15 protein-coding genes are annotated in these 17,880 nt (G+C 67.1%); 7 read left to right on the top strand and 8 right to left on the bottom strand.

Going from position 1 to position 17,880, the window contains the following annotated elements; all coding sequences use genetic code 11:
* The first annotated feature begins 7 nt into the window (after positions 1-7).
* A complete protein-coding gene (locus tag O7R11_RS02660; RefSeq protein ID WP_337995936.1) occupies positions 8-919 on the top strand; it encodes a DMT family transporter in 912 nt (303 codons plus the stop codon).
* A gap of 63 nt (positions 920-982) precedes the next feature.
* Here the strand turns inward: O7R11_RS02660 and O7R11_RS02655 are convergent, their stop codons facing one another.
* The gene (locus O7R11_RS02655) at positions 983-2,077 is read right to left on the bottom strand and encodes a DmpA family aminopeptidase (RefSeq protein WP_337995935.1); all 1,095 of its coding nucleotides are present in this window, start codon (positions 2,075-2,077) and stop codon (positions 983-985) included.
* Positions 2,078-2,414: 337 nt separating this feature from the next.
* On the opposite strand from O7R11_RS02655, the gene gltA reads away from it, so the two are divergent.
* On the top strand, positions 2,415-4,778 hold the full coding sequence (gene gltA / locus O7R11_RS02650; protein WP_337995934.1) for an NADPH-dependent glutamate synthase: 2,364 nt from the start codon (positions 2,415-2,417) through the stop codon (positions 4,776-4,778).
* 65 nt (positions 4,779-4,843) lie between these two features.
* Positions 4,844-5,449, top strand: a complete 606-nt coding sequence (locus tag O7R11_RS02645; protein WP_337995933.1) for a GDSL-type esterase/lipase family protein — start codon at positions 4,844-4,846, stop codon at positions 5,447-5,449.
* 18 nt (positions 5,450-5,467) lie between these two features.
* On the opposite strand, the gene chrA is transcribed toward O7R11_RS02645, so the two are convergent.
* A complete protein-coding gene (gene chrA, locus O7R11_RS02640; protein WP_337995932.1) occupies positions 5,468-6,643 on the bottom strand; it encodes a chromate efflux transporter in 1,176 nt (391 codons plus the stop codon).
* A 127-nt stretch (positions 6,644-6,770) separates the two neighbouring features.
* Here chrA and O7R11_RS02635 point away from each other — a divergent pair, with 127 nt between their 5' ends.
* The gene (locus tag O7R11_RS02635) at positions 6,771-7,379 is read left to right on the top strand and encodes a Crp/Fnr family transcriptional regulator (RefSeq protein ID WP_337995931.1); all 609 of its coding nucleotides are present in this window, start codon (positions 6,771-6,773) and stop codon (positions 7,377-7,379) included.
* A gap of 55 nt (positions 7,380-7,434) precedes the next feature.
* On the opposite strand, the gene O7R11_RS02630 is transcribed toward O7R11_RS02635, so the two are convergent.
* The 4 genes from O7R11_RS02630 to O7R11_RS02615 form a co-directional block, all read right to left on the bottom strand.
* Positions 7,435-8,544 carry an amidohydrolase gene (locus O7R11_RS02630; protein ID WP_337995930.1) on the bottom strand — a complete coding sequence of 370 codons (1,110 nt, stop codon included), beginning with the start codon at positions 8,542-8,544 and terminating at the stop codon, positions 7,435-7,437.
* Between the two features lie 22 nt (positions 8,545-8,566).
* A complete protein-coding gene (locus O7R11_RS02625; RefSeq protein ID WP_337995929.1) occupies positions 8,567-9,022 on the bottom strand; it encodes a YjiG family protein in 456 nt (151 codons plus the stop codon).
* 3 nt (positions 9,023-9,025) lie between these two features.
* Positions 9,026-9,694, bottom strand: a complete 669-nt coding sequence (locus tag O7R11_RS02620; protein WP_337995928.1) for a nucleoside recognition domain-containing protein — start codon at positions 9,692-9,694, stop codon at positions 9,026-9,028.
* Positions 9,695-9,781: 87 nt separating this feature from the next.
* A complete protein-coding gene (locus tag O7R11_RS02615) occupies positions 9,782-10,414 on the bottom strand; it encodes a helix-turn-helix domain-containing protein (protein WP_337995927.1) in 633 nt (210 codons plus the stop codon).
* A 568-nt stretch (positions 10,415-10,982) separates the two neighbouring features.
* Here O7R11_RS02615 and O7R11_RS02610 point away from each other — a divergent pair.
* Complete coding sequence (locus tag O7R11_RS02610; protein WP_337995926.1) at positions 10,983-12,986, top strand: AAA family ATPase; 2,004 nt, start codon at positions 10,983-10,985, stop codon at positions 12,984-12,986.
* 249 nt (positions 12,987-13,235) lie between these two features.
* Here O7R11_RS02610 and O7R11_RS02605 read toward each other — a convergent pair whose 3' ends face one another.
* The gene (locus O7R11_RS02605) at positions 13,236-13,532 is read right to left on the bottom strand and encodes a PAAR domain-containing protein (protein WP_337995925.1); all 297 of its coding nucleotides are present in this window, start codon (positions 13,530-13,532) and stop codon (positions 13,236-13,238) included.
* Between the two features lie 13 nt (positions 13,533-13,545).
* On the bottom strand, positions 13,546-13,986 hold the full coding sequence (locus tag O7R11_RS02600; RefSeq protein ID WP_337995924.1) for a hypothetical protein: 441 nt from the start codon (positions 13,984-13,986) through the stop codon (positions 13,546-13,548).
* Between the two features lie 278 nt (positions 13,987-14,264).
* Between O7R11_RS02600 and O7R11_RS02595 the strand changes: the two genes are divergently transcribed.
* Positions 14,265-14,873, top strand: coding sequence for an EF-hand domain-containing protein (locus O7R11_RS02595; protein WP_337995923.1), 609 nt, complete (start codon positions 14,265-14,267; stop codon positions 14,871-14,873).
* Positions 14,874-15,028: 155 nt separating this feature from the next.
* Complete coding sequence (locus O7R11_RS02590; RefSeq protein ID WP_337995922.1) at positions 15,029-17,770, top strand: ATP-dependent DNA helicase; 2,742 nt, start codon at positions 15,029-15,031, stop codon at positions 17,768-17,770.
* Positions 17,771-17,880 lie beyond the last annotated feature (110 nt).

Genomic DNA, 17,880 nt, shown 5'->3' with positions numbered 1-17,880 from the left:
CGCCTCCGTGTCCCCATCCCCGCTACCCGCCGCCCAGAACAGCACCAAAGTCGGCATCGCCATGATGGCCGCCTCGACCCTGCTGTTCTCCATTCTGTGGATTTTCGTGAAGATTCTGTCCGACCGCTACTCGGTCTACGAGATCGCCTTCTTCCGCAACTTCTTCGCCCTCATCCCCGCCACCTGGATGCTGCTGCGCCACCACGCGCCGGGCGAGATTCTGCAGGTGCACCGCGTCTCCGGCCACGTCTGGCGCGCGGTGCTGGGGGTCTCGGCGATTCTGCTCGGCTTTCTCTCCTACCACCTGATGCCGCTGGCCGACGCGGTGGCGATCTCCTTCATGTCGCCTTTGCTGGTCACCGCGCTGTCGGTGCCGCTCCTCGGCGAGAGGGTCGGCATCTTCCGCTGGAGCGCGGTGCTGGTGGGCTTCGCCGGGGTGATGATCATCATCCAGCCGGGCAAGGGGCTGATCACCCCCGGCGTGCTGGTGGCGCTCGGCGCGGCGCTGTTCGGCGCCCTGGCGCAGATCACCATCCGCCAACTCAACCGCCGCGACCACCCGCTCGCCATCGTGTTCTATTTCACCGTCTTCGCCACCCTGCTCACCGCGCTGCCGCTGCCCTTCGTCTGGCAGGCGCCGCAGGGGTGGGACTGGGCGCTGATGATCGCCATGGGGCTGGCGGGCGGCGCCGGGCAGTATTTCCTCACCCGCGCCTTCAACCTCGCGCCCGCCGCGGTGATCAGCCCGTTCAACTACACCAGCCTGCTGTGGACCACCATCGCCGGGGTGGTGTTCTGGAACACCATCCCGCAGCTCCACGTGTTCGTCGGCGCGGCGATCGTGGTGACCAGCGGCCTGGTCATCCTCTACCGCGAAAGCCGCAAGGGCATCCCGCCGCTGCCCCCGACGACACGGTAGACGGCAAAAACTTTCCGAGGGGACCGAGTCCCCTCGCGGGTCCGGGCCGAGCCCGGCCTGGCTTTACCCGCACACCAGCTCCGCCAGCCGCGCCCCGTCGAGCGCGGGGACGAAGCGGCCCTTGTAGCCGGTGCAGGGCTCCGCCGCGAGCATGGCGTTGAGCACCGCCTCCTCCACCGCCTCCACCACGGCGAGGAAGAGCGGGTCGAGGCGGCCGTTGCCGATGGCTTCCAGGGTCAGGCGGCGCGGTTCCGGCAGCGGGCCGGGGTTGTTGGCGGTGGAAAAGGCAAGGAAGATGTCGCCGGAATTGTTGCCCGAGGGGGTGCCGCCGCGGCCGATGCCGATGGCGGCGCGGCGCGCCAGGCGTTGCAGCTGGATCGGCAGAAGCGGCGCGTCGGTGGCGATCAGCACGATGATCGAGCCGCGTTCGCGGGTCCACACCCGGTCCCCCGGCAGGGCCTCGCCGACGGCGCGGCCGCACACGGTGAGCCAGGGGCGCAGGCCGTGGTTGGCCTGCACCAGCACGCCGAGGGTGGCCTCCTGCCCCGCCACGGTCACGCGGCGCGAGGCGGTGCCGGTGCCGCCCTTGAACTCGTAGCAGATCATTCCGGCGCCGCCGCCCACCGAGCCCTCCGCCACCGGGCCGGGCGCGGCGCGGTCGATCGCCGCGAGAACGTGGTCCTCGCCGACGTGCTGGCCGTAGATGTCGTTGAGCCAGCCGTCGAAGGTTTCCGCCGCCACCGGCAGCAGCCAGAGGTTGTTCTCCTCCAGGCGCGGACGGAAGCGTTCCACCATCCAGCGGGCGGTGGCGTGGTGCGCGACGCCGAGGGAAAGGGTGTTGGTGAGGGTGACCGGCCCGGCGAACCATCCGGCCTCGCCGATCCAGTGGGTGCCGGTCATCTCGCCGTTGCCGTTCATGGTGAAGCCGCCCGCCCACACGGGGGAGAGCAGGTCGCCCGCGGGGCGCGGCAGCACCGCGGTGACGCCGGTGCGGATGGCGGGCGCGGCATCGTCGGAAAGCGTGGTCAGCCCGACGCTCACGCCGGGCACGTCGGTGATGGCGTTGAGCGGCCCCGGGGTTCCCGGCAGGGGCAGGCCGAGGCCGCGGGCGCGCGGCCTGCCGGAGGAAGAGCGGGTCGGGGGAACGGAAACCGGCATCGGCGGGGCCTCGCTTCAGAGGTGGAAAACGGCGGCCACAGAATGCCACCCGCGGCGCGCGCGGACAACGCCCGCGGCGCGCCGCCGCCCCGCTTTCCGGTGTGCCGGGTTTTGCGAGTCGCACCCACCCCTAGGGGTGGATAGGCACTCCGGAAGGGGCGGCTATTTCCCTTCCCCGCGATAGTTCTAGGGGAAAAATGTTAAGGGTTGTGAAACCACCCCGGAGAGGGGTATTTTCGTCGCAGCTCATGAGGGGGCAAGGGGGAGGAGAACCTTCGCTGCCGGCCCCGCGCCGGGGCATTGAGGCTAACGGTCTTTCGAACAGCAGGAAACAAAGATGTACCAGATTTTACGGTGCGAGCGGTTTTCCGACGTGACGTTTCTGTGGGAAGTGCTCGCTCCCGATATCGCACACGCGGCGCGGCCGGGGCAATTCGTCATGCTGCGGCTCTACGAAGGCGGCGAACGCATCCCGCTGACGATTGCCGATTTCGACAGCGACCGGGGCACCATCACCATGGTCGTCCAGGCGCTCGGCAAAACGACTCGGGAAATGCGCGACCACTACGGCGCGGGCGACAGCTTCCTCGATTTCGTCGGACCGCTCGGCCAGGCCTCGCACCTGGAGAAGATGGGCCACGTGGTGTTCGTCGGCGGCGGCCTGGGCGTCGCGCCGATCTATCCGCAGTTGCGCGCGGCGAAGCAGGCGGGCAACCGCACCACCGGGATCATGGGCTTCCGCAACAAGGACCTGATCTTCTGGCAGGACCGCTTCGCCAAATACAGCGACGACCTGGTGATCTGCACCGACGACGGCAGCTACGGCCGCGCGGGCTTCGTCAATGCGGCGCTGAAGGACATCATCGAGAGCGAGAAGCCCGACATGGTGGTGGCGATCGGCCCGCTGCCGATGATGAACGCCTGCGTCGAGACGACGCGCCCCTACGGCGTCAAGACCGTCGTCTCGCTGAACACCATCATGGTGGACGGCACCGGCATGTGCGGCTCCTGCCGCGTCACCGTGGACGGGGTGGTGCGGTTCGCCTGCGTCGATGGCCCGGACTTCGACGGCCACCTCGTGGACTTCAAGGAACTCCTGCTGCGGCAGAAGCGCTTCAAGAAGGAGGAGGGCGAGGCGAACGAGCAGTTCGACCATGTCTGCAAGCTCGACCAGCTGCTGATCCAGGAGGGCAAGCGCACCTACAAGAAGATCACCGAGGTGGAGCCCCACCAGGTGAAGATGCCGGAGCGCGACCCGGTGGAGCGCGCCGCCAACTTCCTCGAGGTCAACCTCGGCTACTCGGCGGAAGACGCCTTCCGCGAGGCGGAGCGCTGCCTACAGTGCAAGAACCCGCTGTGCGTCGAGGGCTGCCCGGTCAACGTGGATATCCAGGGCTTCGTCCGCAACCTGCTGGTGCACGACCTCGACGCCGCGCTCCAGGTGATCTACCAATCCAGCATCTTCCCCTCGATCTGCGGCCGCGTCTGCCCGCAGGAAAGCCAGTGCGAGCAGCACTGCATCCTCGGCAAGCGCATGGAGCCGGTGGCGATCGGCCGCCTCGAGCGCTTCATCGGCGACCACGCGCGCGCCCCCAAGGCGGTGCCTCTGAAGTTCGAGAAGATCCTCGGCAAGGTGGCGGTGGTCGGTTCCGGCCCCGGCGGCCTCGCCGCGGCGGCCGACCTCAACCGCTTCGGCGCGGAGGTGACGGTCTACGAGGCGCTGCACGTCCTCGGCGGCGTGCTGCAATACGGCATTCCGCCGTTCCGCCTGCCGCGCGACATCATCGACCGCGAGATCCAGCGCCTCAAGGATTCGGGCGTCGCCTTCCTCACCAACAAGGTGATCGGCAAAACCTTCACCGTGCCGCAGTTGCTTGAAGAAATGGGCTACGACGCGGTGTTCATCGCCGCGGGCGCGGGCGCGCCTTCCTTCCTCGGCATTCCGGGGGAATACGCGGGCCGCGTCTACTCGGCCAACGAGTTCCTCACCCGCATCAACCTGATGGGCGGCAACATCTTCCCGATCGTCGATACCCCGGTCAGCGTCGGCGAGAGCGTGGTGGTGATCGGCGCGGGCAACACCGCGATGGATTGCCTGCGCGTCGCCAAGCGCCTGGGCGCGCCCAAGGTGCGCTGCGTCTACCGCCGCTCCGAAGCCGAGGCCCCGGCGCGCAAGGAGGAACTGCGCCACGCCAAGGAAGAGGGCATCGAGTTCTACTTCCTGCACTCGCCGACGGAGATCAAGACCGACGCCGACGGCAACGTCGTCGGCATGCGGGTGCAGCGCATGGAACTCGGCGAACCGGACGAGCGCGGCCGCCGTTCGCCGATCCCGGTGAACGACTTCGTCGAGCTCGACTGCGACACGGTGATCTACGCGCTCGGCACCAACGCCAACCCGGTGGTGGCGAGCACCGCTCCGGCGCTGGAGCGCAACAAGTGGGGCTACATCGTCGCCGACGAAAAGACCCAGGCGACCACCATGCCCGGCGTGTTCGCGGGCGGCGACATCGTCACCGGCGGCGCCACGGTGATCCTCGCCATGGGTGCGGGCCGCCGCGCCGCCAAGGCGATCGCCACCTATCTTTCGAACCGCGGCCACGCCTGGCCGCCGTCGCAGGATGCGATCGAGGCCTTCGTGCCGCCGACCCCGCTTCCGCCTTCCCCCGAAGACGAGGCCCCGGAACAGGCGAGCGCCTGATCCATCCCCGTCGCAAGCGGCAAGGGGCGCCTCCGGGCGCCCCTTTTCCCTTCCGGAGACCCGCCATGCCCCCTCGCGACCTGCGGCTGATCTTCTTCGGCGATTCCCTGGTCAACGGCGCCTGCGACCCGGAGATGCTCGGCTGGTGCGGGCGGCTCGCCCGCCTCACCGCGGCGCGCACGCCGGAGGCGACGTACTACAACCTCGGCGTCCGCCACCAGACCTCGCGCGAGCTGCTCGCCCGCTTCCGCGCCGAACTCGGCATCCGCCTCGCGGGCGATTTCGAAAAGCGCGCGGTGATCTCCATCGGCTTCAACGACACGGTGCTGGAAGACGGCATCCCGCGCGTGCCGCCCGCGGACTCCCGCGCCGCCCTGGCGGAGATGCTGGCCGCGGCGGCGGAGTTCGGCTGCCCGGTCCTCGTGGTCTCGCCGCCCACCTCCACCGAGGCGGCGCAGGCGGCGCGCATCCGCGCCCTGGCGGAGGCGCAGGCGGAGATCTGCGCCGCCCGCGGCGTTCCCTTCATCCCCGGCCACGCCCTCACCGCGGCAAGCCCGGCGTGGCTGCGCGAAGCGGCGGAAAACGACGGCTACCACCCGCGCGCCGCGGCCTATGCGGCGCTGGCCGAGGCGGTCTTCCGCACCCCGGAGTGGACCCGCTTCACCGCCTGAGCGCCTGGAAGCGGCACCCTAGAAAACCGCCATCGACACCGCGGCCCCGGCCAGCACCACCCAGAGCACGTCCGCCTTGAGGCGGAGCGCCGCGAGCGCCGCCGCCGCGATCAGCCCGGCGGGCGCGGACCACGCGACCGCCGCGCCGAAGTGCAGGGTGACGAAGACCAGCAGCCCGACGAAGGACGCCAGAACCCCGCGCACCGCATGGCGGAACGCGGCGGAGCCCTGTAGCCGGTCGAAATGGGGAACCGTCAACAGCACCATGAGGAACGACGGCGCAAACACGCCGATGGTGGCGGCCACCGCCCCCGTCAACCCGGCGAGGCGATAGCCGACGAAGGTGGCGGTGATGACGATCGGCCCCGGCGTCACCTGCCCCAGGGCGATGCCGTCCATGAACGTCGGGCCGTCGAGCCAATGCCGCACATTCACCACCTCGTCGAGCATCAGCGGCACGGAGGCGAATCCGCCGCCGAAGGCGAACACGTCCACCCGCATCATCAACAGAGCCAGGTCGAACAGCCGCCGGTCGAGAACGGACAGCGCCGCCAGCGCCAAAACCACGGCCGCCGCCGTCCCCGCGGCGAAGCGCAGCACCCGGCCGCCGTCGCCCGCCGTGGCGAAGCGCGCCGCCGCGGGCAGGGCCTGGCCGCGGTAGAGGACGACGCCGAGCGCCGCAGTGGCGGCGATCACCGCCATCGGGTTGCCGTGCAGGAGCAACGCCCCCGCCGCGCCCGCCGCCAGGGCCGCGTCCCGCCAGGAGGCGATGGAGGCGCGGCCGAACTCCAGGGCGGCGTTGGCGACCAGGGCGACGACGATCACCTGCAACCCCCGGAAACCGGCGAGCACCCACTCCACGGACTGCCCCGCCTGATAGGCCGCGGACAGCGCGGCCATCAACCCGAAGGCGGGCAGGCCGAAGCCCACGTAGGCGGCCAGCGCCCCCCACGGCCCACCGGCGCGCAACCCCACATACGCCGCCACCTGCATCGCGGTGGCGCCGGGGATCGACTGGCACAGCGGAATCCCCTGGGCGAACGCCTCCGGCGAAATCCACCGCCTGCGCCGCACGCTCATCTCGCGGATGTAGGAAACCATCGCCGGACCGCCGAAGCCGGTCAGCCCCAAACGCAGAAACGCGGCGAACAGCACCAGGGCGGAAACCGGCTGCCCGGCGCTCTCGGTGGACATGGCGGCGCCCTCCCCCAGCTTGCGGGTCGTCCCCCGCACCAGAACCGGACTCCGTCTTAGCGCGCCGGGCGCATCGGCCATATGATACGAATCATATTCCAGCCGGTTTGCGCGGAGGAGAAGAAGAATGACGCCTGGGGAAGATGCCTGGTGCGCGGCGGCGTGCGGCGCGGCGCGGCAACGCCGCCTCAAGGCGGGGCAGACGCTGTTCCGCCAGGGCTCCCCGGTGTTCGGCGTATTCGCCTTGGCGGAAGGGCGCATCCGCCTCGTCCGCTACGCGCCGGGAGGCGCGGCCTGCATCCTCCACGTCGCCCGTCGCGGCGAAACCTTCGCCGAAGCCGCCCTGTTCTCTCCGACCTACCGCTGCGACGCCGTCGCCGAGACCGCCTGCCGCGTCACCGTGCTGCCCAAGCGCGCCCTGCTCGCGGCGTTCGCGGCGGACCCGGCGGCGGCCATGGCCTTCATGGCCAGGCTGGCCGGGCAGGTCCAGGACCTGCGCGCGCAGTTGGAACTCCGCAATCTGCGCTCAGCCGCCGAACGGGTGATGCAATACCTGGCGCTGCTCTCGCAGCCGGAGCGGGAGACCATCGTGTTCGACCGCCCGTTCAAGGACGTGGCGGCGGAGATCGGCCTCACCCACGAGAGCTTCTACCGCACCCTCGCCGCCCTCGCGGCGAAGGGCGCGATCGTCCGCCGGGGCCGGGAAATCCGCCTGCTGCCGGGTCGGGACGGATGACGCCATGCGAAAAGGGGCGCCCGGGAGCGCCCCTTTCCTTGCCGTGTCCGCGCCCTCAGGCGGCGAAGGCGCGCTTCGCCACCTCCAGCAGGATCGCCACGCCCTTGGGCAGGGCGGCCTTGTCGAAGTCCATCTCCGGATGATGCAGGCCGGGTTCGAGGTCGCTGCCCAGGCCGATGTAGGCCGGGCGGAGCTTCGGGTTCTTGCCGACGTAGAAGTGGAAGTCCTCGCTGCCCGGCGTGACGATGGCGCCGAGCACCCCGGCATCGCCCAGCACCGCGCGGATCGCTTCGCGCGACAGGTCCACCATCGCCGGGTCGTACTCGGCGGCGGGCACGCCGCCCCGCACCGAGACCTCCGCCTCCGCGCCGTTGGCCGCCGCGGCGTGGGAAACCGCGGTGCGCAGCTTGGCCATCAGTTCGTCCATCAGCGCGTTGGTCTCCGCCCGCAGGTCGAAGATCATCTCCGCGCGGTCGGGGATGAGGTTGGTGGCCACGCCGCCCGCCTGCAGCTTGGTGGTCTTGGCCGACCACGCCTGCGCGGGGTTGAGGCGGATGGCGTTGACCGCGCCCACCACCGCCGCCGCGGCGTCGATGGCGTTGACCCCCAGGTGCGGCCGCGCCCCGTGCGAGGGCACGCCCTTGATCACCGTCTCCACCACGGTGCTCGCCCCGTGGCGGAGCGCGGGCGTGGCCTGGCCGAGCCGCGCCTCCTGGATCGGCCGCAGATGGATGCCGAACAGCATCTCCACGTCGGCCACCGCGCCGCTCTCGATCATCGCCAGCGCGCCGGTGAGAATCTCCTCCGCCGGCTGGAAGACGATCTTGAGCCTGCCGCGCGCGGGCGGCGCCTTGGCCAGCGCCTCCGCCGCGGTCAGCAGCATGGCGGAGTGCGCGTCGTGCCCGCAGGCGTGGCGGCATTCCTTCCGCCCGTCGATGACGAAGGGCAGGGCGTCCATGTCCGCCCGCAGGCCGACCACCGGGCCGGGCTTGCCGCTGTCCAGCGTGCCGACCACCCCGGTGCCGCCGATGCCGGTCTGCACCGCGTAACCCGCCTTCTTCAGCGCATCCGCCAGATAGGCGGAGGTCTTCACCTCGGTGAAGCCCACCTCCGGCATCGCGTGGAGGGCGTCATAGACCTCCCGGACTCTGCTTTCCTGTGACATCTCGAACCTTTCCTTCCACGGCTCAGGCGACGAAGCGCATCACCAGCATGGCGATCCCCGCGTTGAGGACGCAAATCCCGAACAGCACCGGATAAAACCGGGTCTGCACGCCCGCGGTGCCGAGCAGACGGCCCATGTACTGAATCTGCGACCCCATGAGGAAGATCGCAGGGATCAGGATGGTGACATGGGTCATCGTCAGCACCTTGCCCGCATAGAGCGAGGCGGCCACGCCGACGCCGCCGCCCATGGACAGCCACGCCCCCATCAGCACCGCGATGCTCTCGCCCGGCAGGCCGAACACCGCCATCACCGGGCCGAACGCCTTGCCCAGAAGGTCGAGCGCGCCGGTGACCTTGAGAATCTGGATCAGCACGAAGGCCATCAGCACGTTGGGCAGGATATTGGCGACGCCGACGGTCCACCCCTTGCGCGCTCCGTCCACGAAGATATCGACGACGGTTTTCTTGCTTTCCATGGCTCAGGCCTCCTTGACCGCGTGGCGCAGGTACATGCGCATCAGGTTCGCGCCGAAAATCTTGAGGATGAACATCAGCGCCAGAGGCACGATGATCGGCACGGTCATGAATCCGAACAGCGCCGCGCCGCTGGAAAGGTAGTTGGTGATGGTGCCGCCCGCGGAGAATTGGAAGGCGCAGAAGATCGTCTTCTCGTCCTCGGTGAGGAAGTCCTCCTCGCGCAGCATCTTGGTCATGCCCGCGCCCGCATCGGTGCTCTGCAAGCTGGTCACCAGGGCCAGGCCGGCGATGCCCGGAATGCCCATCAGCGGCCGCAGGATCGGCGTGAGCAGCTTCTGCCCGGCGCGCAGGCCGCCCAGGTGGTCCACCACCTCGACGATGCCGAGCGCCAGCATCACTGCAGGCACCAGGCTGATCGCGAAGAGGAAGCCGTCGCGCGCGCCGTTGCCGCCGCTGCCGCGGAAGGTGGCCTTGCCGGTCGCCGCGATGGCGCCGTAATGGCCGTTCAAGGTGTTGAAATCGATGACGGAAAGCCAGCCCTGCTGCTTGGCGAAAATTCCGGAAAAAATCAAAATCGCGCAGATCAGCGCAATGTAGCCCGAGAGCGGGACCTTGATATCCTCCAATATGCCGAGAGACCTCTCTTTTCGCTCCTTGTCGTCTTCATTCATTTGGTCATTCCTCCGAATGCACTTTTTTATCGATGCCGGGCATATCCCCCGGCCGGAGACCCAAAACGCCCCCCCCCTTTCCGGCCGTCAATCGGCCGAGCGCATCCGCGTTTCCCGCAGATACGCATAGATCGTGTACTTCGTGTTCCCCATCTCCTGCGCCAGAGCCTCCACCGCGCCCTTGAACAGAAAGAACCCCTCGCGGTCGAGCCACTCCACGGCCTGAATCTTCTCCACCTTGCCCGCATACGACAAAGGCTTGCCCAGGTGCCGGCGCACCCGCTGCAAGCCCTGCTCCACCAACGCGTTGACGCTCGGCGGCGCGGCGGAGGCGGGAGCCTCCGCCTCCTCCTCCGCCGGGGCCGCGCCCCCGGTCAACTGCGCCACCAGCGCCTGCAACTGCTCGGCGCGGGACAAATCGTAATGCACCGCCAGAAAAACCGCGCCCGCGCCCCCCGCCCCGGCGACCCGCGCCAGGGTGGACCGCAACCGCCGCCCGCCGGAAGAAACGCTGAAATATTGCAGGGAAGCCGCCGCCCCCGGACGGCATATCTCGGAAATCGCGGCGGCATCCGCCGCCAACGCCGCAGACCCCTCGGCCAGCCCGGCAACCCCGCCGTTGGCCACCGCAACCGCACGCGCCGCGCCGCCCGCACCCGCCAGGGCATACAACACGATGCAGTAATCCCGCCCCAAAGCCTCCGCCAAACCGGAAACCATGGAAACGAGACTCCCTATCCCGAAAACCAGGTTCGGGTCGTGATCGTCCGTTTTGTCGAGCAACTCTGCACCGGATTCTTATTGCGGCAGATGCGCCCCCTGAGCAAAAAAACGCTAACTTTCCGCCCCCACGCGAGTCAAGAACCTTCCATCACTTTTTTGACCGCCTATCACTTTTCTGTTGATGCCCCTCCCCCGCCGCGCACAAAAAGAGCGGGCCCCCTCGCCCGCTCCAAAACAAGGCCGGGCTCCGCCCGGACCCGCGAGGGGACTCAGCCCCCTCGACCCCCTAACCTGTTTTTCGCCGCGTAGCGGCAATCAAACCCTGCTGCATCGGCACGGACTTATCGCGCTTCGCGCAAAAACTAGAACCGGCAACGATGAGTCCAAGATGGCGACTCAGTCGAGTGGTACGGGCTTCCGAAAGCTGCCGTTTGGCTACTAGCCGTAAGAGTACAGGGTGGAAACTATCGTCGAACCCCGTGGTTTAAGGTCGCTTATGAAAACCTATTGAGGGAACATCATATTTGAGAGAACATCCTATCGTCGCACTAAGGGGAGGGGATAAATGGAACTCAAATCCTTTCGCGTGAGTAACTTTCGCTCAATCAACGACAGCGGCGATATCGACGTTTCACGCATCACCGCATTGCTTGGCCGGAATGAAAGCGGGAAGTCCAACATACTCCGGGCGTTGCACAGTTTGAACCCGGCGGACGGTTTTAAAGCACTTACCCCAATCAAAGATTTTCCCCGTCACCGTAAACTGTCCGAATGCCAAAACCAAACTCCGGTCGTGAGTTCCACTTGGACGTTGACTGAATACGAACAGCAACGCCTTGCAGAAATTTGGCCTGCCGCTGATGGTGTCAGCGAAGTGACCGTTAATCGCCGATACGACGAAATACGAACAGTCGGCATCGCTGCACCTGAATCGACATTCGATTTGAACGCTATTAAAGCTGATGCACGCAAAATTGATGCTGCTGTCAAAGCAAAAGCGGCAAAGCTAACGGACGATATCAAAGCCGATCTGGAACGCGCTTCGGATACTTTTCTCGCGGGTATCAGTGTTGGAACAACAGCAGCAAAATGGGCTGAAACGGCAACGCCCATTCTTGCCGCATTACGACAGGCGCTCGCAACGGCAGATACCGAACTTACTGAGGCGCAAGATCGAAGAATCATATCATTGGAAGAAATTGCGGAATCAATTCCGCAAAGAGAGGAAGCCCATAAGAAAGCTAGAAAATGGATAATCGACCACTTACCGAAGTTCATTTATCTGGAAGACTACCCAGAAATTAAAGGGCGCCAAGATATTACGCAATTCATTAAAAGAAAATCCGAAGGAAGAGAACAGCAATCGGATATAAACTTCGAAAAGCTATGCAAAGTATCTGGACTAAATCCAAACCAGCTTCACGAATTGCTTCAAAATAACGACCAAGAGACGCGCGGGCAATTGGCCAACCGTGCCGGTGCTGTCGTAACATCCGCTATTCGCAAGCGTTGGAAGGATCGCGAGCTAAAGGTACGATTCAATCTGGACGCGCAATTCTTCGAGACACTAATTTCTGACCCTAATAGCGTATATGATGTTGAAGTAAATCTTGATGAAAGAAGCCGTGGATTCCAATGGTTCTTTGCATTTTACATCGTATTTTCAGCAGACACCGAAGGTGGTAACGCCGATGGAGCAATTTTGCTTTTAGACGAACCAGGTTTATATCTCCATGCACGTTCGCAGGGTGATTTGCTTCGCCACCTAGAGGGTGATTTTTCCAATCAGATAATCTACACGACTCATTCACCGTTCATGGTTCCGACGCACAAGTTAGACTGGGTGCGCACGGTCAACATTTCCGAAAACGAAGGTACGACCGTTTCAAACGACCCTAATGGCGATGCTCGCACTCTTTTCCCGTTGCAGGCGGCGCTTGGGTACGACCTTGCTCAAAGCCTGTTTGTAGGGGCGAACAACTTGATCGTTGAAGGCGTCACTGACTTTTGGATTCTCTCCGCGGTCTCGGCGTATCTGAATGAGTGCGGCAAAGTTGGCCTCCACGAAGGACTGACGGTTACGCCAGCCGGTGGCGCGCAGAAAGTGCATTACATGGTAGCATTGCTTACGTCAGAGCAGCTAAAGGTCATGGTGCTATTTGATGACGAGAAAGATGCAAAGGCAACGCGCGATGATTTGGTTAAAGGCAAACTAATTAGGTCGGACAACGTTATTTTTGTCAGCGAGGCATTTGAAACAGCTCCCGCCGAAGCCGATATTGAAGATATTATTGATCCTGATATTTATCACGCACTTGTGATTGAGGCCTATGCCAAGGAACTGGAGAGTAAGAAGCTGGAATTGAACGACCGCATTCCCCGCATAGCGCGACGCTTCGAAGCGGCATTCAGCACACTATCGATTGGTTTTCACAAGACGCGACCAGCAAGACTGTTTCTGCAAAAAATGGCCAACGACCCGTCGTCCGTTTTGCCTGCCAGCAGCGCGGGCCAATTTGAACGTCTATTTAAAGCCATCAATGCTACCCTTGAAAAGGGCCGTGCGTGATGATTGTTCGCTACGACGATGGTGTTGTGGTCAGCAACGAAATGACTGCTTCCATCTTTTGTCACCTTGAAGTGGATTGTCCGGATACGTCCCCAAGCCAGCCCCCAGATCTTGCGCGAAGCGCCATACTGTTCGCCGCGGTTCGGGCGTAGAGGAGTTGGCGTGAGAGCAAAGTTATGGGATGCAAGGGGCCGAGCCCCTTGCCGGGTCCGGGCGGAGCCCGGCCTTGTTTTGAGCTGTCCTGCAGGGTCAGCCGATCATCACCATCGGGCAGCCGGTGGCGATCGTGCCGCCGTGGGCGGTGGGGTCGCCTTGTCTGGCGGCGGGTTTGCCGCAGATCATCACGGTTGCCGAGCCGTTGACGATGATGTCGGGCGGGCCGATGCAGAGGCAGGTGTCGCCGACCACCGCGGCGGGCATGCTGCCGATCAGCACCGTGGGCGCGCCGGGTCCGGCGATCGGGCCGCCGACGTGGGGGATGGGGGGCGTGCCCGGCGTTATCATCGGGCAGGTATGCATATCGGTGAGCCGTGCTGCGGGGGGCATGGCGTTCTCCCGCTCAGTTGATGCGGACGATGCCGCCCTTGACCGTGGTCTGGCCGCTTGCCGCGAGTTCCGCGCTGGCGGTGCCGGAGAATTCCGCCGTGGTTCCGGCTTTCGCGGAAAGGCTGGTTTTCGCGGAGAGGGTCAGGTTGCCGCCGATGGCCGCGATCTCGCCCTTGGACTTGAGGTCGAGCCTGCCGTCGGCGGAGAGGGAGATGTTGCCCCCGGCGTGAAGCTTGAGGTCGCCTGCGCTTTCCAGGCTGATGCCCGTGGCGTCGAGTTGGATGCGGTTGCCGTTGCCGTCCGCGATGGAGACGGCGTCCGTCCCATCGGTGATGACGATCCGGTTGCCGCCCGGCGTGAGGATGGTCAGCGCCTTGGTTTTGGTGTCGTAGGCGAACCCCAGGCCGGGTTCCGGCGTCTTGGGCGTCTCGGGTGTTGCGGGTGCATCGGGCATGGTCGGGCGTCCGGGTGTGCGTGAAGGAAAGGCCAGGGAGAAGGGTATACCGCCCAGGCCCGCCCGGCAATCCGCCCCGCTCGCGCGAAGCGCTATGAAGTTATGGGATGCAAGGGGCCAAGCCCCTTGCCGGGTCCAGGGCGGGGCCCTGGCCTGGTTTTCCCTCTCGCCGATACACTTTGATACACTTTTCCGGCGACAGTTCCGCCCCGTCTCGTTCGTCCCTCCACAGGAGGCTTTTCAATTCTCCGCCCCCTGACTTGTGAGAGGAGAAAAACATGACGAGCATTTCGTCCACGGACGCCTCGTCGCAGTCGCTGCTGCTGCAGCTGCTGCAACAGATGCGTGCCGAGGCGAGCCAGACATCCACGACCACAAGCTCGTCGTCGGATTCGACATCGACGAGTTCTGCGATCGGCGAGTTGTTTTCGTCGATCGACAGCGACGGCGACGGCGCGATCTCCGCAACGGAGTTTTCGTCCTTCACCGACCAGTTCGCCGCCGCCACCGCCTCCTCGCTGATCTCGGCGCAGGAAGGCACGGAAACCGGCGAAACCGGGGCGAGCGCCTTGAGCTTCGAGGACATCGACGCCGACGGCGACGGCGCGATCAGCGAGGACGAGTTCAACGCCGCGCTCGCATCCCTTGAAACCGATACCGGCGAAGCGGCTGCCGAAGCCGCTTCGGGCACAACCTCCACCGCCTCGGCGGGCGGCGCGGGTGCGGCGGGCGGATCGAGCGAAACCTACGATCCGCTCGACACCAACGAGGACGGCGTGGTTTCCGCCGCCGAACGTGCCGCCGCGAGCGGCACCTCGGTCTCGGCTCTGTCGAGCAAGCTCGGCAGCGCCACTTTCGGGGCGCTGCTCGACACCATTGCGGCCTGAAACCGGGAAGGCGGGCTCCGGCCCGCCTCCCCTCATTTCCCGCCCGGCCCCGCGAACGCGAACGGAACGGGAACGCTTGCCGTTTGCGTCCGGGGCGGGCATCATCGGCGGGCGATGAGCCCGTACCCTGTTTTCAGCGATCCGGAGTTTTGTGGATGAGCCGCCGCGTGGTGTTGCCGCGCGCTCCGGCGTTGGCCGTCACCCTGGGCGGCCTCGCCTGGATGGATGCGGAGGGGGAGGTTGCGACCCCCGCCCCGGCGGAGGCGGCGCGGCTGTGGAAGGCCGCGCCCGCCTATGTGTGCCACCGGGTGTGGGTGGCGCAGCGCCTGGGGTGCGAGCCGCCGGAGGGGTTGGACCTTCTGGAGCTGTTCGCCTTCGTCTTTCCGGCGCGGTTTGCGGTGCCGACCATTGCGGGGTTGGCGGATGCGCTGGAGCTGCCGCCGCCGGGGGAGGACCCGGCGGATCAGGCTTTGGCGTTGCTGGATGCGGCGCGGGTTCTGCTCGGCACTCTGGCGCGCCTGCCGGACCGGGAGCGCCTGCGCGCCAAGGACACCGCGCTGCCGATGGCGAAGGGCGGCTGGCCCTGGGGCGCGGCGGCTCTCGGCGCGCTGACCGAAGAGTCGGACCCGCCGCCGCCGGAGGGCGCGCGCGGCCTGCGGGTGTGGGAGCGGCTGAAGGAATGGGAGGATGCGGGCCCGCCGCCGCCCGCCGGGTGCGCCCCGGTGGGCGAGGCGGAAACGCGGCAGCGCCTCGCCGCGCTGTTGGGGACGGATGCGGAGCAGCGCCCCTCGCAGGCGGATTACGCCGCCGGTCTGGCGCACGGCTTCGCGCCGCGGGAGGCGGCGGATTCGCCCAACGCGGTTCTGGCGGAAGCGGGCACCGGCGTCGGCAAGACGCTCGGCTACATCGCGCCCGCCAGCCTGTGGGCGGAGAAGAACGGCGGCCCGGTGTGGATCAGCACCTACACCCGCAATTTGCAGCGCCAGCTGGACGGCGAGCTGTCCCGCCTCTATCCGGACCCGGCGGAGAAGGCGCGCCACGTGGTGGTGCGGCGCGGCCGGGAGAACATCCTCTGCCTGTTGAACCTGGAGGACGCTCTGGCGCGCGCGGTGCGCGCGCCGCGCGGCGTCACCGCGATCGGCCTGGTCGCGCGCTGGGCGGAGGCGACGCGCGACGGCGCGATGATCGGCGGGGATTTTCCCGGCTGGCTGGTGCACCTGCTGGGGCGGGTGCGCACCGTGGGGCTGACCGACCAGAGGGGCGAGTGCCTGCACGCCGGGTGCGCGCACTATGGCCGCTGCTTCGTGGAAAAATCGGTGCGCCGCGCCCGGCACGCGCGCATCGTCATCGCCAACCACGCCCTGGTGATGGCGCAGGCGGCGCTCGGCGGGCTGGACGACAGCTTCGTGCCCAACCGCTATGTCTTCGACGAGGGCCACCACGTGTTCGACGCGGCGGATTCCGCCTTTTCCGCGCATCTGACCGGGCGGGAGGCGCACGATTTGCGGCGCTGGGTGCTGGGCGGCGAAGACTCGATGCGCGGCGGCGTGAAGTCCCGCGCACGGGGGTTGCAGCGCCGCGCGGAGGAACTGGTGGCCGGGCATGCGGAAGCGGAGACGGCGCTCGCCGCGCTCGGCCGCGCCGCGCGCGCCCTGCCCGCCGCGGGGTGGGAATCCCGCCTCGGCGGCCGCACGCCGCACGGCCCGGTGGAGGCCTTCCTGCTCGCGGTGCAGGACCAGGTTCTCGCCCGCGCGGAGGAACCGGAGGGCCTCTATTCGCTGGAAACCGCGCCCGCGCCGCTGGCGGATGCGGTGGCGGAGACCCTGCCCGCGCTGGACAATGCCCTGTTCGCCATTCTCGGCCCGGCGCGCGGCCTCGCGGCGATCCTGCGGCGGCGGCTCTCCGAAGAGGTGGAGAGCCTGGAGGCGGCGATGCGTCAGCGCATGGAGGCGACGGCCCGCACCCTGGAACACCGCGCCCTGCAACAGGTGGCGGCATGGCGGGCGATGCTGAAGGACCTCTCCGGCGCGACCCCGGCGGAGTACGCCGACTGGTTCGGCATCGAGCGCATCGAGGGCCGCAACATCGACCTCGGCTTCTACCGCCACTGGATCGACCCGACCATTCCCTTCGCCCAGGCCCTGGCGGAGAGCGCGCACGGCATGGTGGTGACCTCCGCCACCCTGCGCGATGCGGGCGACGGGCCGGAAGGCGGGTGGGCGGCGGCGGCCCTGGCGGGCGGCGCGGGGCACTTCCCCACGCCCGCGCTGCGCATCGCGGTGCCCTCGCCCTTCGACTATGCGGCGCAGACGCGGGTGTTCATCGTCCACGACCTCGGCCGCGCCGCGCCCGCGCCCTTGGCCGCGGCGATGCAGGGGCTGTTTTCCGCCGCGGGGGGCGGCGCGCTCGGCCTGTTCACCGCGATCCAGCGGCTGAAGGAGGTGCATGCGCGGATCAAGGGGCCGCTGGCCGCGGCGGGGATCGACCTGCTGGCGCAGCACGTGGACGGGCTGGACACCACCACCCTGATCGACCTCTTCCGCGCCGAGGAGAACGCCTGCCTCTTGGGCACCGATGCGGTGCGCGACGGCGTGGACGTGCCGGGCCGCTCGCTGCGCCTGATCGCCTTCGACCGCGTGCCGTGGCCGCGCCCGGGCATCCTCTACCGCGCGCGGCGCGAGGCCTTCGGCGGCACCGCCTACACCGACCGCCTGACCCGGATGAAGCTGCGCCAGGCGTTCGGCCGCCTGATCCGCCGCGCCGACGACCGCGGCGTGTTCGTGCTGCTCGCGCCGTTGCCGTCGCGGCTGCTCTCCGCCTTTCCCGAGGGGGTGACGGCGGAGCGCGTCGGCATCGCCGAGGCGATCGCCGCAACCCGGGATTTTCTGCGAAACTAGCGAATGGTCCGCAGGCGGCCATGCGCCTTGACATCCCCGCCGCCCGGCCCGACTTTTACAGCGACTTGTTATGAGGTTGACCCACCCACGGGCGGCGCCGCGCCCTGCTG

Source organism: Oleispirillum naphthae, assembly GCA_027864655.1.
In the GTDB taxonomy this organism is placed as follows: domain Bacteria; phylum Pseudomonadota; class Alphaproteobacteria; order Rhodospirillales; family Rhodospirillaceae; genus Oleispirillum; species Oleispirillum naphthae.
The sequence above is the reverse complement of the archived record's forward strand: the minus strand, read 5'-3'. Positions and strand labels throughout refer to the sequence as shown.

Excerpts from the sequence above, each read along its gene's own strand:
- O7R11_RS02655 (WP_337995935.1), bottom strand. The coding sequence starts at position 2,077 with ATGCCGGTTTCCGTTCCCCCGACCCGCTCTTCCTCCGGCAGGCCGCGC.
- O7R11_RS02605 (WP_337995925.1), bottom strand. The coding sequence starts at position 13,532 with ATGCCCCCCGCAGCACGGCTCACCGATATGCATACCTGCCCGATGATA.
- O7R11_RS02590 (WP_337995922.1), top strand. The coding sequence starts at position 15,029 with ATGAGCCGCCGCGTGGTGTTGCCGCGCGCTCCGGCGTTGGCCGTCACC.
- O7R11_RS02630 (WP_337995930.1), bottom strand. The coding sequence starts at position 8,544 with ATGTCACAGGAAAGCAGAGTCCGGGAGGTCTATGACGCCCTCCACGCG.
- O7R11_RS02595 (WP_337995923.1), top strand. The coding sequence starts at position 14,265 with ATGACGAGCATTTCGTCCACGGACGCCTCGTCGCAGTCGCTGCTGCTG.
- chrA (WP_337995932.1), bottom strand. The coding sequence starts at position 6,643 with ATGTCCACCGAGAGCGCCGGGCAGCCGGTTTCCGCCCTGGTGCTGTTC.
- O7R11_RS02600 (WP_337995924.1), bottom strand. The coding sequence starts at position 13,986 with ATGCCCGATGCACCCGCAACACCCGAGACGCCCAAGACGCCGGAACCC.
- O7R11_RS02635 (WP_337995931.1), top strand. The coding sequence starts at position 6,771 with ATGACGCCTGGGGAAGATGCCTGGTGCGCGGCGGCGTGCGGCGCGGCG.
- O7R11_RS02615 (WP_337995927.1), bottom strand. The coding sequence starts at position 10,414 with ATGGTTTCCGGTTTGGCGGAGGCTTTGGGGCGGGATTACTGCATCGTG.
- O7R11_RS02620 (WP_337995928.1), bottom strand. The coding sequence starts at position 9,694 with ATGAATGAAGACGACAAGGAGCGAAAAGAGAGGTCTCTCGGCATATTG.
- gltA (WP_337995934.1), top strand. The coding sequence starts at position 2,415 with ATGTACCAGATTTTACGGTGCGAGCGGTTTTCCGACGTGACGTTTCTG.
- O7R11_RS02610 (WP_337995926.1), top strand. The coding sequence starts at position 10,983 with ATGGAACTCAAATCCTTTCGCGTGAGTAACTTTCGCTCAATCAACGAC.
- O7R11_RS02625 (WP_337995929.1), bottom strand. The coding sequence starts at position 9,022 with ATGGAAAGCAAGAAAACCGTCGTCGATATCTTCGTGGACGGAGCGCGC.
- O7R11_RS02645 (WP_337995933.1), top strand. The coding sequence starts at position 4,844 with ATGCCCCCTCGCGACCTGCGGCTGATCTTCTTCGGCGATTCCCTGGTC.